We start from the raw sequence: 13,952 nt of genomic DNA, 5'->3' as shown, positions 1-13,952 counted from the left end.
CGGTGCCGCCCGCCTCCGGCCGGCACCAGCCGCGCGGGTCAGGCCCGTACGAGCCGGTCCGCCCTCACTCCCGCTCCGGCGGCCGCCGCGGCCGCGGGCGCCTGCTTGCCGCCGACGCCGCCTTCGGGACCGGCCATCAGGATCGACCGCTGCAGGCGGCGCAGGGTGGTCGACGGCTCCAGCCCCAGGTCCCGGACGAGCGTGGCGCGCAGCCGCTGGTACACGTCCAGCGCCTCGCCGCGGCGGCCCGAGCGGTGCAGGGCGAGCATGAACTGTCCGTGCAGGTTCTCGTGGGTGCGGTACCGGCTCACCAGTACCGTCAGTTCCGCCAGCAGCTCCCGGTGGCGGCCGAGCTTCAGGTCGGCTTCGATGCGCTGGTCGAGCGCGCACAGCCGGGTCTCCTCCAGGCGGCGCGTCTCCATGTCCAGCTGTACGCCGCCCTGTACGTCGGCGAAGGCGGGCCCGGACCACAGGGCGAGCGCCTCGCGCAGCCGCTGCGCGGCGACCGGGTGGTCACCCGCGTCGATCGCCCGGTAGCCCAGGCCGGCCAGCCGGTCGAACTCGCGCACGTCGCTGGTGCCGCCGCCGCTGTTCAGCATGTAGCCGCCGGGCAGGGTGACGAGCACGTCCTTCGCGGTGCGCTCCCCGTCGTTCCCCTCCAGGGCGGTGGCGATCAGCGCGCGCAGCTGGAGGACGTACGTCTGCAACGTGGTGCGGGCGCTGCGCGGGGGCATCGTCCCCCACAGCTCCTCTATCAGTGCCGAGACCGGGACGACCTGGTCGGCGTGGAGGGCCAGGAGTGCCAGGACCTGCCGGGGCTTGGGGGCGGTGGGCGTGATGGAGATTCCGTTCTCCCGCACGGCGAGTGCGCCCAGTACATCGATGTCCACGTCGTACTCCCCTGTCCTTTGGATGAGTCGCAAGAGTCAGTAGAAAACAGGCCGGACGGTTTGTCAATACGAAACCGGGCAGCCAGTTTGGACCCCGGCGAGACCTCTACACCGCTCAGCAAACCCGTTTGACCTGGGCTTTTACGGATTCTGCCGCCGCCCAGGGTCATGCGGTGCTCTTCAGCCGCCTCGCAGCAGTAGCCATATAACACCCTCAGGGGCTCAAAAATCAAACCAGTCAGTCTGTTTCATTGTCCGCAGATACCTCCGCAAGGACCGCAGCCGCCGCCTCGTCCCGGGCGATCCCCGGCAGGATCACGGTCCAGATCCGGGTCAGGAGCTGCCGGGCACCGCGCCCGGGCTCGGCCCCCGCGAGCCCCTCCAGTCCGACGGTCAGCGCCACCACCAGCCGCGTCGCCTCCTGCGGGGACACCCCCTCGGCCAGCAGCCCGGCCCGGTCGGCGGCGGCCAGCAACTCCGCGGCCCACAGCCGCCACTGCCCGCGCAGGTCCGTCCGGCTGCTGTGCCCCATGTCCGCGCACAGTGCGAACGCGGCCCGCACGACGATGTCCTCGGCCAGCATCGTGTACGTGGTCCCGACCAGCGCCCGCAACGATCCGTCGGCGTCCCCGCGTTCGCCCCCGGCCTCGGCCGCCTCCCGCAGCGTCCGCGCGGCCCGCTCCTCCACGGCCAGGGCGAGGGAGGTCTTGCCGTCGAAGTGGAAGTAGAGGGCGCCGGGGGTCACTCCGGCCCGCCGGCTGATCGCGGCGATCGACGCGGCGGTGAACCCCTCCTCGGCGAACACCTCCGCGGCGGCGTGCACCAGCGATTCCCTCGTGCGTGCCGCACGTTCCTGCTTGACCATGGGGGGCTCTCCACACCGCGTCCACCGCATCAGCGGTCCGCCCCGCGGAAAGGGGTACGTGGCGTGGCGTCCTGCGCCACAGTCGGGTCCACCACCGGAGCCGGGCCGGACTCCCACCGGAGCAGGACCACCCCCCGTTAACGCCGTTAACACCAGGCCTTGCCCCCAACTCCCCCAGACCGGCAGGTTCAGCCCGAAACGACCGCCACACCCCGCCGACCCGTTAACGCCGTTAACGCCGTTAACGCTCCCCCGACCCACCTCCGGCACCGCCGGACCCCCCACCGCCCCGGGCACCCCCGCCCGTCACCGTTAACGGCGTTAACGCTCCCGGGTACCCCGGGCACACGAAAAGGCGGTGACGCCCGGCGCCACCGCCACGACTCCCCGGACCGGGGCCCCGCCTCAGCCCCCGGCCCGCCGCTCCACCAGCAGCCCGACCCCGTCGAAGATCCGCTCCAGCCCGAACTCCAGCCCCTGGTCCTGCCCCCCGTGCATGGCGATGGACCCCAGCGCCACCGCGAGCGCCGGATACTCCTCCCCCCGCTCGGCCACCACCGCACCGAGTACGGCCCCCAGTTCGGCGTCCACCCCGCCCGTGCCGTCCGCGCCCCGCTCCTGTCCGGCGACCCCCCGCACGTGCCCGGTCACCAGCACCACCACGTCCATGGCCTCCGCCCCGCTCAGCCCGCGCCCCTCCAGCGCGGCCAGCGCCCGCTCCAGCCACCCGACCTCCCGGGGCCCCATCGCCCGCGCCCCCACGGTCGCGTCCAGCAACCACGGGTGCGCCCGGTACCCGGCCAGCAACTCCCGCGCCCAGACTCCGAGCCGCTCACGCCAGCCACCCCCGGCCGCCGCCAACGCGGAGTCCAGCCCCGCGCCCGGGTCGGGCAGGGCCGCCTCCACCATCAGCGCGACGAGCTCGGCCTTGCCCGGCACGTACCGGTAGAGGGCCATCTTGGTGACCCCCAGTTCCCCGGCCACCCCCTGCATCGACACCCCGCCGAGCCCCGCCGCATCGGCGATCCCCACGCCCGCCGCCGCGATCTGCTCCAGGGTCAGCCCCCGACGGGGCCCCCGCGCGGGCGTCACCGGCGGCCCCCACAACAGCCGCACCACCGCACCCCAGGCCCCGTCCGCCACCGCCCGCTCCCCTCACCGCACACCAAAACCGCGTCCACCGTACACAACACGCGCCAACCCCCCACCCCCACACCCCACCCCCACTCACACCCGCGCCAGGAACTCCCGGTACCAGGGGGCGGCCTCGTCCAGGCACGTCAGCGGCCCGGGTCCCGGCGGGCAGTCGGCGGCGGCCCAGACCGGCGCACTGTCGTACCAGTGGTCCTGCGCGACCAGCCTGAACTGGTTCGGCCCCACCCGGCAGCCCGCGGCGGCCATGCGCTCCAGGCATTCGGCCTCGGAGAGGTGACCGTCCACGGGCGGAAGCACACCGCGTTCGGTGAGGGCCCCCACCAGGTCGGCGGCCCTGACCGGCACGGGATGGCTGGCGTGCCAGACGGTCCCTCCGGCCGGGCCGGCTCCGAGCGCGAGCCGGGCGATGAGCCGGGCGAGATCGCGGACCGCCACCACCGACAACAGGGCCCGTCCCTCCTCCCACAGCGCCCCGGTGGCTCCCAGGAGCTGGTCCAGGGCCGGCACGAGCCAGCGGTCCCCGGCCCCGATCACCAGACCGGGCCGGAGCACCACCGCCCCGGCGGCCAGCGCGACTCCCTCGCCGGCGAGCCGGGTCCGGCTCGCCGGCGACTGGGGGGTGGGGACGACGGCGTTCACGGTCATCCCCCGGTGGGGTCCCCGGCCGTAGACCGCCGCGGTGGACAGGTGGACGATCCGCCGGACCCCCGCCTCCCGCGCCTCGGCCATCAGCGCCTCGGTCCCGCCGATGTTGACGGCCGCGCACTCCCCTTCGTCGGATCCGATCCGCGAGGCCAGGTGGAGGAGGACGTCCGCCCCCTCGCAACTCCCGCGCAGCGATCCGGGGTCGGACAGGTCTCCCCCGCGCCATTCATCGGCCGGCCAGTCGGCCGCCGGAGCCGCACGGCCCACGGTCCGCAGGACCAGGCGCGGACCGTCGGGTCCCGCTCCGTCCCGGATGCGCGCGAGTTCGGCGAGTACCGCCGAACCTATGAAACCGGTCGCGCCGGTGATCACCAGCCGCTGCGGCTCGGCCATCAGGTACTGCCCCTCCCCCGGGAAAAACCGAACAGCCGAAATGTTATGTCTGGTGATCCGGACCCGTCCCACAGAACGGCGCTCACCTTGACCTCGTCACCCGTACCGCAGCCCGCCCCTCCGCAGCAGCCGCAGCCGGCGGGCGGCAGACCCTCGGGGCAGCCCCGCAGCAGAACCGCCGGAAGACCCCTGTCCGGCAAGTCGGCCCTGGTGACGGGCGCCTCAAGAGGCATCGGCCGCGGAATAGCCGAGCGGCTCGCGGCCGACGGAGCCCTGGTGGCGGTCCACTACGCGCGCAACGCCGAAGCCGCCGGCGCGGTCGTCTCCTCGATCCGCGCCGCGGGCGGTCAGGCCTTCCCCCTGTGCACCGAACTCGGCGTCCCCGGCGACACCGAATCCCTCTACACCGCGTTCGACGCCGCACTCGTCCGGCGGGGCATCGAGCCCCGGCTCGACGTCCTCGTCAACAATGCCGCGGTCAGCGGCTCGGCACGGATCCACGAGGTCACGGCGGAGCTGGTCGACCGGATCTTCTCGGTCAACGTGAAGGCGCTCCTCCTCCTCACCCGGGAGGGCCTGACGCGCATGCCGGAGGGGGGCCGCGTCATCAACATCTCCTCGGCCATCACCCGCATGTCCTACCCGGAGTCGATCGTGTACTCCATGAGCAAGGGCGCGCTCAACACCCTCACCCTCGCCCTCGCCAAGGAACTCGGCCCCCGGGGCATCACCGTGAACGCGGTGGCCCCGGGCTTCACCGCGACCGATATGAACGCCAAGCTCCGCACCACGCCCGAGGGGCTGGCCCGGCTCGCCGGCCTGTCCGTCTTCGACCGCATCGGCAGCCCGTCCGACATCGCCGGCGCCGTCGCCTTCCTCGCCTCACCCGACGCCCTGTGGGTCACCGGCCAGCTCCTCGACGCCTCGGGCGGCATGCACCTGTAACGGATCACCATTAACGCCGTTAACGCCCCACCCCGTTAACGGCGTTAACGCCCCGCCCACCGACCTGACAAAAAACAACACCCCAAACGCGCCCCAAAGCTCCCGAACCCGTACCTACTAAGCGCCTTAAAAGTACTGGTCGACTGGTTTTTTTCCTGCCCCTCCCACAAGATTGATCTTCAACACCCCTGGACGAAACCGACATCGGGAGACACACGTGGCGAGGGTCAGGCAGGAACGGGCCGAGATCACCCGGCAGGCGATCCTCGACGGCGCGGCCATCGCCTTCGACCACGCGGGCTTCGGCGGCACCAGCCTCAGCGACGTGGTCAAGCACGCCGGAGTCACCAAGGGCGCCCTCTACTTCCACTTCCCGTCCAAGCAGGCCCTGGCCCGCACCCTGGTGGACGAACAGTTCCAGGTCTCCGAGCACGTGCCCGCCATCGAGGACCCGGGCCTCCAGACCGTCATCGACCTCACCCACCGCATGGCGTCCGGGCTGCGCACCAACGTCCGCATCCGCGCCGGCATCCGTCTGGTCATCGAGTTCGGCTCGTTCACGGACCCGGACCCGGCCCCGTACAACGCCTGGATCGAGACCTGTCGCAGCTGTCTGACGCCGGCCCAGGAACGAGGCGACGTACTCCCCTCGGTCGACGTGGACGACCTCGCGACCTTCCTCGTCGGCTCCTTCACCGGCATCCAGGTCACCTCGCACGTCCGCACCGGACGCGAGGACCTGCACGCCCGGATCGTCGACCTCTGGAACCTCCTCCTCCCGGGGATCGTCCCCGCGGATCGCCTCCCCCTCTTCGACCCGGCCGGTTCCGCCGACTGCCGCCGGACCCTCGAAGCACCCACCGTCCCGCCCCTCCCACGCCCCTGACGACCCCTCCAGGGCGGCCCCGCACACCCGCGGTGCCGCCCTTTCGTATGCCGGGCCGCCCCCTCCCCACCCATTTCGTTAGCAAAACCCAAGCGTGGCGCTCACACAGACCCAAGAACGTTAGTAAAGTCCCTCTCATGACTTCGCCCTCGTCCCCGAACGACCGAGAGAAGGTCGTCTCCAAGCTCCCCCCGTGGCTCCGCCAGGAGTTGAAGATCCGCACCGCCCAGCTGCGGGTCGACATCCAGGACGCCGTTCACCAGGGCATCGCCGACTGGAGCGCCCTCGCCTCCGCCCCTTCCCCCGTCGACACCTCCGGCGCCGAGTCGTTCTCGACGTGGCTGCCCGCCGGCCAGTGGGAGTCCTTCCGCACGGCCTCCAAGGACCGCGGTGTCTCCCTCATCCAGGGTCTCGCCCAAGCGGTGCACCTCTGGCTGGAGATGAACCCGGCACCCACCGTGCAGCGCCCCTCGGTCGTCCGCCGCATCGTCGTGTGCAACCAGAAGGGCGGCGTCGGCAAGACCGCCATCACCGCCGGCACCGCCGAGGCCCTCGCCGAGGACCCCTCGACGCTGCACCCGGTCCGCATCGCCCGCCAGCTGGCGAGGCTCGCCGCCCCCGGGGAAACCGAAGGCGCCCACCCCACCACCCCCCTGGACCTGGAGGACCTCCCGGGCCTGGGCATGCGCGTCCTGCTCGTCGACTTCGACCCCCAGGGCCACCTCACCAAGCAGCTCGGCCAGCAGCCGCTCCCCATCGGCGGGGACAGCCTCACCTGCCACATGGCCGGCGAGGCCAAGGGCCCCCTCCAGGACCTGATCGCCCCCATCGAGCACGACCGCTTCGGCGACCGCCTCCACCTGCTGCCCGCCTGCACGGACGCCTTCCTCCTCGACGTCCGCCTCTCCACGGTCCGCGCCCGCGAGGCCGCCCTCGAACGCGCCCTCGCCCCCGTCGAGTCCGACTACGACGTCATCCTCATCGACTGCCCGCCGAGCCTGGGCCTGAGCATGGACGCGGCGATCTACTACGGCCGCCGCCGCGACACCGAACAGCCGGGCGCCTCCGGCGCGCTGATCGTCGTCCAGGCGGAGGACTCCTCGGCCGACGCGTACGACCTCCTGACCTCCCAGATCAACGACCTGCGCGACGACCTCAGCCTGGACATCGACTATCTCGGCCTGGTCGTGAACCTCTACGACGGCCGCCGCGGCTACATCGCGACCAGCTCGCTCCAGGCCTGGATGGACATAAAGGATCCCCGGGTCGTGGCGATCGTCCCCGACCTCAAGGAACAGCGCGAGTCCGTCCGCCTGAAGCAGCCCCTCTTCGTCTACGCCCCCAACGGCGACCAGGCCGTCGCCCTGCGCGCCCTCGCCCGGGAGATCTCATGAGCAGCAAGGCCGACAAGCTCGGCGTCTCGGCGTCCTTCGCACGGGCCCAGCCCGTCGGCGTCAGCTCCCGCCGCGCCGCCATCGCCGAAGCCACGGGCGCCCCCACCTCCGGGGTGGTCCCGCCCTCCGAGGTCCCCATCGAGGCCCTGGCCCACAACCCCTTCAACCTCCGCGAGGACCTCACCGACCTCGACGAGCTGGCCCAGTCCCTCACCGTCCGGGGCCAGCTCCAGCCGCTGGCGGTCGCGACCCGCATGGCCTTCATGGAGGCCCACCCGGGCGCCACCGACGGCCTCGGCCGCGCCCCGTACGTGGTCATCGACGGCAACCGCCGCCTGGCGGCCGCCCAGCTGGCCGGGCTCAAGACGATGCACATCCACGTCAACGACGCCCTGTCCGCCTCAGCCGCCGACATCCTCGAATCGGCGCTCATCGCCAACGTCCACCGGGTCGACGTGGCCCCCATGGACCAGGCCCGCGCCCTCCAGGAGCTCGTCGACGTCCACGGCTCCCAGGCCCAGGTCGCCAAGCGCATCGGCAAGACCCCCGCGTGGGTCTCCCAGCGCCTGACCCTGCTCAACCTGACGCCGGAGCTCCAGGACAAGGTGGAGACGGGCGAGCTGAAGGTCGAGCCGGCCCGCCGCATCGGACGCCTCCCCCAGGAGGAACAGGCGGCGGCCGCCACGGAGAGCATTAACGCCGTTAACCCCCCGCGCCAGCGCACCCGCCCGGCCCCTCCGGCCGTTAACGCCGTTAACGCCCCCGCCCCCACGCCGGCCACCCCGCCCAGCCCCACCCCCTCCGCACCCCCCACGCCCCGCATCACGATCTCCGCCCAGTCCCCGGAGACCATCGCGGACGCCCTCACCGCCCACCTGACCCCGGACGACCTCAAGGCCGTCACGGAACTCCTGATGCAGCGCATCTGAGCCGCCCGCACGCACGCCGGGGGCGCTGACGGCATTAACGCCGTTAACGCCCCCACGTGCGTTTCATGTGCGTTCAACCGTGCGGTTCACATAGGGTGCCCCTGGAGGTAGCAATGAGCGAGACGAACGAACAGACCAGCCTCTTCGCAGCGGTCGACGCCCTGCTGGAAGAAGCCGCAGCGAAGGACGGGCTCCCCGTACCGGACGAGCGCAAGCGCCTGCGTGAGGCGGCGGGCCTCAGCCAGGACCAGATCGCCAAGGCCCTCTCCGTCCGCCGCGAGACCGTCACCTCCTGGGAGACCGGCCGCACGGCCCCCCGTCCCCCCAAGCGCGCCGCCTACGCCCGCCTCCTCGAAGGCCTCGCCGCCCTCCACCCCCTCCCGGGCACCCCCACCGTTAACGCCGTTAACGCCGAACCCCCCGCGGCAACCCCGCCGCCGCCCTCCCCCACCCCCACCGTTAACGCCGTTAACACCCCCCCGGCGGCGCCCCCCACCCCACCCGCCCCCCTGAACGCCGTCGACACCCAGGCCTCCCCCACCCCCCAGCCCCCCGTCAACGCCGTTAACACCCCCACCGCCGCACCGCCCCGCCCCCGCCCCACACCCACCCCCCTCCCCCTCCAGGGCAACGGCCCCCTGGCCGTCCTGGACGGCACCGGTCACGCCCACGCCGCCGGAGGCGTACTCCTCACCCACCCCACCTCCGACCTCCCCTCCCTCATCACCTGGGCCCTGGGCCCCGACGCCGACCTCCGCGCCCCCCGCCTCCACCGCAACGGCAAGGACGGCGACCCCCTCCTCGTCCTCACCGCCGCCGCCGCCGAACGCCTGGGCCTCCCCCTCGTCCTCGAAGACCGCCGCGCCCTGCGCCTCCCGGACAACCACCCCGTCATCAAGCAGCTCACCAAGGCCAAGTGGCAGCTCACCCGGCGCGGCTTCGGCCCCTGGGCCCGCATCTACCGCCCGGCCTCACCCTCCACCGGCCGCCAGTGCGTACAGCTCGCGGTCCTCCCCTGGGGCGCCCTGGACTCCCGCGCCTGGGGCGAGGACACCGCCGGCCTCCCCGCCCCCGAACTCGCCGAGCTGCTCTCCACCTACGCCACCCGCGTCCTCACCCCCCGCGGTTCCACCGCCGTCACGGGCCTCGAACTCATGACGGCCCTCCGCCCGCCCACCCGCGCGGCCCGCAACCCGCAGACGAACACCTGGGAGTCGGCTCCCGTCCCCGGCTCCCTCACCCGCCCCGTCGACCCGGCCCCGCCAGAGGCCCCCGACGAGCACCCGGTGGTCGCCTCCCTCTACCCGCGCTCCCACCAGCGCACCCCGGACGAGGTCCTCGACGAGGAGGCGTACGACTGGATCCGCGACCCGGAGCTCCTCACCGACGCCGAGTGCGCCCGCACCCACGCCGTCGGCATCGACGTGAACATGGCCTTCGCCGCCGCCGCGAACCGCCTCACCGTCGGCATCGGCCCCGCCCTGCACACCACCGCCCCCCGCTTCGACCCGAAGCTCCCCGGCTGCTGGCTCGCGGACCTCTCCTCCCTCTCCCTCGACCCCCGCCTCCCCAGCCCCTTCACCCCGCACGGCAGGCCCCCCACCGGTCCCGCCTGGTACGCGACCCCGACCCTGGCCTACGCCCAGGAACTCGGCCACGACGTCCACCCCACCGAAGCCTGGATCCGCCCGGAGCACGGCCCCTACCTCGACGCCTGGTACTCACGCCTCCGCGACGCCTACCTGGCCACCATGGCGGACATGGGCGTCACGACCACCCTCACGGAACCCGAGTTCCTCACGGCCATGGAGACCCACAAACAGCACAGCCCCCTCCCCACCGCCGTCCTCTCCGCCATCAAGTCCACGGTCAAGGGCGGCATCGGCAAGCTCCGCGAACGCCCCCAGGGCGCCGGCTACCGCCCGGGCGAGCCCTGGCCCGCCCTGGAACGCCCCACCTGGCGCCCCGACATCCGCGCCGCCGTCATCTCCACGGCCCGCGTCAACATGCACCGCAAGATGCGGAAACTCGCCACGGCCGCGGGCCTCTACCCCATCGCGGTCCTCTCCGACTGCGCGGTCTACCTCTCCGACGGCCCCAGCCCGCTGGACTTCCTCCCCCGCACCCCCGAGGGCAAGCCCCTCCCCGGAGGCTTCCGCCTGGGCGTCAGCCCCGGCATGGTCAAGCACGAGGGCACCCAGCCCCTCCTGTGGGCCGTCCAGCTCCTCGACGAACACCTCAACCCCGCCCGCCACATCAAGGGCCACGACGCAGCAGCAGACGGCGAGTAAGAAATGTCCGACATCTCCGACAGCCTCACCAAGGCCGACGAACTCCACTTCACCCGCCCCATCCCCAAATCCGCGGGCGCCCAGATGCGCTTCCTCCTCAAGCAGCTCAAGTCCACCAGGAACGTGGCCGCCCTCCTCGGCATCTCCCAGCGCACCGTCGAGCGCTACGTGAAGAACGAGATCAAGCAGCCCAAGCCGGCCCTGGCGGCCCGCCTCGAAACCGAGGTACGCCGCCGCTGGCAGCCCCTGGTCCGCAAGCGCGCCCGCGAGCAGGCCGCCCGCACCACCGGCCTGGTCATCGAGACCCGCGCCCGCTTCGGCTTCACGGCGGCCCCCGGCACCACCGACGACGGCCGCATGCGCCGCATCACCCAGCACCTCCCCCCGGAGTACGCCCGCCGCCTCTTCGCGGCCCAGGACGCCGGCGCCGGCGAAACCCAGCTGCGCCACATCACGGCCGAAGCCCTCCAGGAGATCTACTTCAAGGACAACGGCGCCCGCGCGGGCGGCCTCCTGGTCGAGTTCACCGACATCGACTACGTGGACTTCGCCTTCTAAAGCAAACCCACGCCCTGCCCCACCCCGACGCCCCACACGCCCCCACAAGCCCCTGAAACCCTTTGAGGGCCCCGGGATATCCCGGGGCCCTCAAAAGCCCTTGAGAGGCCATCAGGAGCCCTTCAGGGCCCCTCCCCCAAGCCTCCTACCCGACAGCGTGCAGGGTCCGCCGACGCTTCGACTCCGCGGCCTTCTTCGCGGCGGCCTGCGCCGCCCGCTTCTTCCGCTGCTCGGCGAGCTGGTCCTGATACTCCGCCACCGCCTGGTGGTAACTGGCGACGTACCCACGCGCGTCGAGCCGCTCGTCGGGAGCCATCTCGTTCACGGCCGCGACGGCGTCCTCGAAGGAGTTGTACCCGGCCAGCATCGGGTTGATCTGGTACACCCCGTTCCTGACCTTCCGCACGAGCTTCGCCAGCTCCAGGCTGCGCAGAGCGGCGTTGACGCTCGGCCTGCTCAGCTCCAGCAGCCCCCCGATGGTGGCCTGGTCGATCAGGATCCGCCCGCCGGGCTCGCTCAGCGAACGCAGCTTCAGCAGCACACGGTACGCGGCAGGCGGGAGGTCGAGGTCGGAGAGAAGCCCGTCGGCGTTGACCGCAGCGAATCGCAAGGTGCTCACTGAGCTGTCCCTTCTTCCTTGCGCTGTGCCCGGCTCAGCCGGCGCGCAGCGCGCTCTTTGGACCGTTCGGCCCGCAGTTCCTCGATTGCCTGCCGCATGTGGTCCAGCGACGGGAACCGCACCAGGTCGGGCAAACTCGTGTCGCTGCGAATCTGCGAGATGGTGCTGTGCTGCTCCACCTTCACGAACTCACCCGCCGTCTCGGTACCCGGGATGAACTCGGCCACCCGGTAACTGTAGGGCGGGTTGAACTGGTACACACCCCGCCGCACCTTGAAGACGATCCCATGAGACATGACGGTGTGCAGTGCCTCCGATGTCTTTGTCCGACTGACGTCCAGGATCGTAGCCATCTCTTCCTGTGTAAGTGGAATCCGCCCTCCCGCCCGCTGGCACGCGATCAGCAGCAGGATCAGCCTCAGGGGCAAGGCTTCCCTGAAGTACTGGGCGATCACCAGGAAGAACTCCAGGCTGTCCATCGAGAACGCGTTTGGCTGACTCTGCGTCCCGTAGAACTCCAGCGGCTTGCGCTCACCGTCGAGCGTGAGCTTCCGGCTGGGGTACCGCTTCGCGAGACTGTCCAGGTCCTTGACCGGAGCCAGCGGCTGACTCCACGCCGAGATCGCGTCATCAACGGGCAGATCAGGACGCGGCGCGCGCGACGGACTCTGCCGGCGGCGCTGTGCTTCTGATGACACGAGGATGCTCTCCACTTCGTTGATCTGCAGAGAGAGTATGTCAACAAGGGTGACACTAATGTCACGCTCGTTGACGTTCGGCGTGTCTTGTGTCCCCCCAGGGGGGACACATCTCGGCCATAGCCCTCCGCCGGGCCCGCTGGAACCCCCCTCACCCAACCCCACCCCGCCCCGGCGCAGTTCAACGACACATCTCCCGGAAAACGTCAGCCCCCCTGACGTTTTGGCCCAAAAAGCGTCAGCCACACTGACGTTTTGCAGCCGTTGTGTCCCCCTACCAGCGACACATCGCCCGAGTTATGTCCCGTCTGAGGGGACATAACTTTCCCCCCACACCCCGCCTGACCTGCGGCAACGCATATCCGTACTCTCTATAGGCCGTCTCCTGCCGCGCTGCGCGCACGAAACGCCGTCGTGAACCTCAAGTCCGGACGCACTTCCTGACGCCGAACCAGTCCAGCCACCCCACCGTCGCGGACCGGACAGCCTGTCCTTAACCACGCAGAATCTGACTGATTCCCATCTCTATCCCCACATCACTTTGAATCACCCACCCAACCGACCATTAACGCCGTTAACACCACACCCCAAACCGCGAGCGGCCCTCCACCACACCCCAAGCACCCCGGCCCAGCGCCTCAAGCCGACACCTCCACCTCACGCCCACACCACCGTGCTCAGCACCTCAGAGCACCCACCGCAAGAAGGTGACAAAAGCCCCTTCCCGGCCTCCGTCCGAGTAGACACTCACGAGCACCCGAAAGCACCTCAACGACGCACCAACCGGAACGCACCTCACTCGAAAACAGCTACAACACGATCAGAAACCCTGCCCAGAACAGCCCCCCAAATCAGCCGCCGAGCGCAGCGAGGCGGCCTCACTCCAAGTCCGAAGCGAAGCGAAGGAAACCCCACACCCACCGCGGCGAGGGTCATAGGCGGAACCAACACCGCCGAACCCAGCGAGAGAGTCCGAAGCAAAGCAAAGGACCCACGGGCCAAAGGCCCGGCCTTGGTCCGCACAGCGGACCGCCTCGAGCTCAGCGGGGGAACCTTCCTCTCCCCGTTCAGTGGGCCCCGGAGGGGGCCTCCCTCCGTATGTCTGCGGAACAAAGGACTGCCAGGCCGAAGGCACCGCCTTAGCCGCGGAGGCCAGCCTCCGCCGAGCGCAGCAAGGCGAGTCCCTTCCCATGTCCGGAGCGAAGCGGAGGACTCACCGGGCCAAAGGCCCAGCCTGGCCAGCGAAGTGCGCCTCCCCCGAGCACAGCGAGCCGCTCTCCCTCCTCCTGTCCGGAGCGAAGCAGAGGACCTCCTGGGCCGAAGGCCCGGCCTGGCCCGCGAAGCGGGCCCCCGCCGAGCGCAGCGAGGCGGGATCTCTCCCCCACGTCCGGAGCGAAGCGGAGGACATACCGGGCCGAAGGCCCGGCCCTGGCCGGCGAAGCGGGCCGCCGCCGAGCGCAGCGAGGCGGGTCCTCTTCATGTCCGCAGCGAAGCGGAGGACCCTCGGGCCGAAGGCCCGGCCCTGGCGGGCGGAGCCCGCCGCCGCCGAGCGCAGCGAGGCGGGTCCCTCCCCATGTCCGCAGCGAAGCGGAGGACCCCCAGGCCGAAGGCCCGGCCCTGGCCCGCGAAGCGGGCCCCGCCGAGCGCAGCGAGGCGGATCCCTTCCCAGGCGCGCAGCGCCTGG

General features: G+C 71.4%; 12 protein-coding genes. 6 read left to right on the top strand and 6 right to left on the bottom strand.

The features are described from left to right. Window positions 1-38: 38 nt before the first annotated feature. The 4 genes from ABT403_RS14285 to ABT403_RS14270 form a co-directional block, all read right to left on the bottom strand. Window positions 39-890, bottom strand: coding sequence for an AfsR/SARP family transcriptional regulator (locus tag ABT403_RS14285; RefSeq protein ID WP_344161547.1), 852 nt, complete (start codon window positions 888-890; stop codon window positions 39-41). 238 nt (window positions 891-1,128) lie between these two features. After that, window positions 1,129-1,755, bottom strand: coding sequence for a ScbR family autoregulator-binding transcription factor (locus ABT403_RS14280; RefSeq protein ID WP_344161550.1), 627 nt, complete (start codon window positions 1,753-1,755; stop codon window positions 1,129-1,131). Window positions 1,756-2,160: 405 nt separating this feature from the next. After that, the gene (locus ABT403_RS14275; protein WP_344161553.1) at window positions 2,161-2,898 is read right to left on the bottom strand and encodes a TetR/AcrR family transcriptional regulator; all 738 of its coding nucleotides are present in this window, start codon (window positions 2,896-2,898) and stop codon (window positions 2,161-2,163) included. An 84-nt stretch (window positions 2,899-2,982) separates the two neighbouring features. Then, a complete protein-coding gene (locus tag ABT403_RS14270) occupies window positions 2,983-3,948 on the bottom strand; it encodes an NAD-dependent epimerase/dehydratase family protein (protein WP_344161556.1) in 966 nt (321 codons plus the stop codon). Window positions 3,949-4,137: 189 nt separating this feature from the next. Between ABT403_RS14270 and ABT403_RS14265 the strand changes: the two genes are divergently transcribed. The 6 genes from ABT403_RS14265 (at window position 4,138) to tpg (ending at window position 10,951) form a co-directional block, all read left to right on the top strand. After that, on the top strand, window positions 4,138-4,893 hold the full coding sequence (locus tag ABT403_RS14265) for an SDR family oxidoreductase (RefSeq protein WP_344161601.1): 756 nt from the start codon (window positions 4,138-4,140) through the stop codon (window positions 4,891-4,893). Between the two features lie 217 nt (window positions 4,894-5,110). Beyond that, window positions 5,111-5,779 (top strand): ScbR family autoregulator-binding transcription factor, encoded by a 669-nt coding sequence (locus tag ABT403_RS14260; RefSeq protein ID WP_344161559.1) that lies wholly within the window; start codon window positions 5,111-5,113, stop codon window positions 5,777-5,779. A 137-nt stretch (window positions 5,780-5,916) separates the two neighbouring features. Then, complete coding sequence (locus ABT403_RS14255) at window positions 5,917-7,173, top strand: ParA family protein (protein ID WP_344161562.1); 1,257 nt, start codon at window positions 5,917-5,919, stop codon at window positions 7,171-7,173. Beyond that, window positions 7,170-8,102 carry a ParB/RepB/Spo0J family partition protein gene (locus ABT403_RS14250; protein ID WP_344161565.1) on the top strand — a complete coding sequence of 311 codons (933 nt, stop codon included), beginning with the start codon at window positions 7,170-7,172 and terminating at the stop codon, window positions 8,100-8,102. The genes ABT403_RS14255 and ABT403_RS14250 overlap by 4 nt, the downstream gene beginning before the upstream one ends. A gap of 113 nt (window positions 8,103-8,215) precedes the next feature. Next, the gene (tap, locus tag ABT403_RS14245; protein WP_351648968.1) at window positions 8,216-10,393 is read left to right on the top strand and encodes a telomere-associated protein Tap; all 2,178 of its coding nucleotides are present in this window, start codon (window positions 8,216-8,218) and stop codon (window positions 10,391-10,393) included. Window positions 10,394-10,396: 3 nt separating this feature from the next. Then, complete coding sequence (gene tpg, locus ABT403_RS14240) at window positions 10,397-10,951, top strand: telomere-protecting terminal protein Tpg (RefSeq protein ID WP_344161571.1); 555 nt, start codon at window positions 10,397-10,399, stop codon at window positions 10,949-10,951. A 145-nt stretch (window positions 10,952-11,096) separates the two neighbouring features. Here the strand turns inward: tpg and ABT403_RS14235 are convergent, their stop codons facing one another. Both ABT403_RS14235 and ABT403_RS14230 read right to left on the bottom strand, forming a co-directional pair. After that, on the bottom strand, window positions 11,097-11,570 hold the full coding sequence (locus tag ABT403_RS14235) for a helix-turn-helix domain-containing protein (protein WP_042811489.1): 474 nt from the start codon (window positions 11,568-11,570) through the stop codon (window positions 11,097-11,099). After that, the gene (locus tag ABT403_RS14230; RefSeq protein ID WP_042811490.1) at window positions 11,567-12,283 is read right to left on the bottom strand and encodes a hypothetical protein; all 717 of its coding nucleotides are present in this window, start codon (window positions 12,281-12,283) and stop codon (window positions 11,567-11,569) included. Before ABT403_RS14230 ends, ABT403_RS14235 begins: the two co-directional genes overlap by 4 nt. Window positions 12,284-13,952 lie beyond the last annotated feature (1,669 nt).

This window comes from Streptomyces sp. NPDC000075 (assembly GCF_040301925.1).
GTDB classification, from domain to species: Bacteria; Actinomycetota; Actinomycetes; order Streptomycetales; family Streptomycetaceae; genus Streptomyces; species Streptomyces polychromogenes.
The sequence above is the reverse complement of the archived record's forward strand: the minus strand, read 5'-3'. Positions and strand labels throughout refer to the sequence as shown.

Bases quoted from the DNA above. Each gene is read 5' to 3' on its own strand.
- ABT403_RS14250 (WP_344161565.1), top strand. From the start codon at position 7,170: ATGAGCAGCAAGGCCGACAAGCTCGGCGTCTCGGCGTCCTTCGCACGG.
- ABT403_RS14255 (WP_344161562.1), top strand. From the start codon at position 5,917: ATGACTTCGCCCTCGTCCCCGAACGACCGAGAGAAGGTCGTCTCCAAG.
- ABT403_RS14270 (WP_344161556.1), bottom strand. From the start codon at position 3,948: ATGGCCGAGCCGCAGCGGCTGGTGATCACCGGCGCGACCGGTTTCATA.
- tpg (WP_344161571.1), top strand. From the start codon at position 10,397: ATGTCCGACATCTCCGACAGCCTCACCAAGGCCGACGAACTCCACTTC.
- ABT403_RS14280 (WP_344161550.1), bottom strand. From the start codon at position 1,755: ATGGTCAAGCAGGAACGTGCGGCACGCACGAGGGAATCGCTGGTGCAC.
- tap (WP_351648968.1), top strand. From the start codon at position 8,216: ATGAGCGAGACGAACGAACAGACCAGCCTCTTCGCAGCGGTCGACGCC.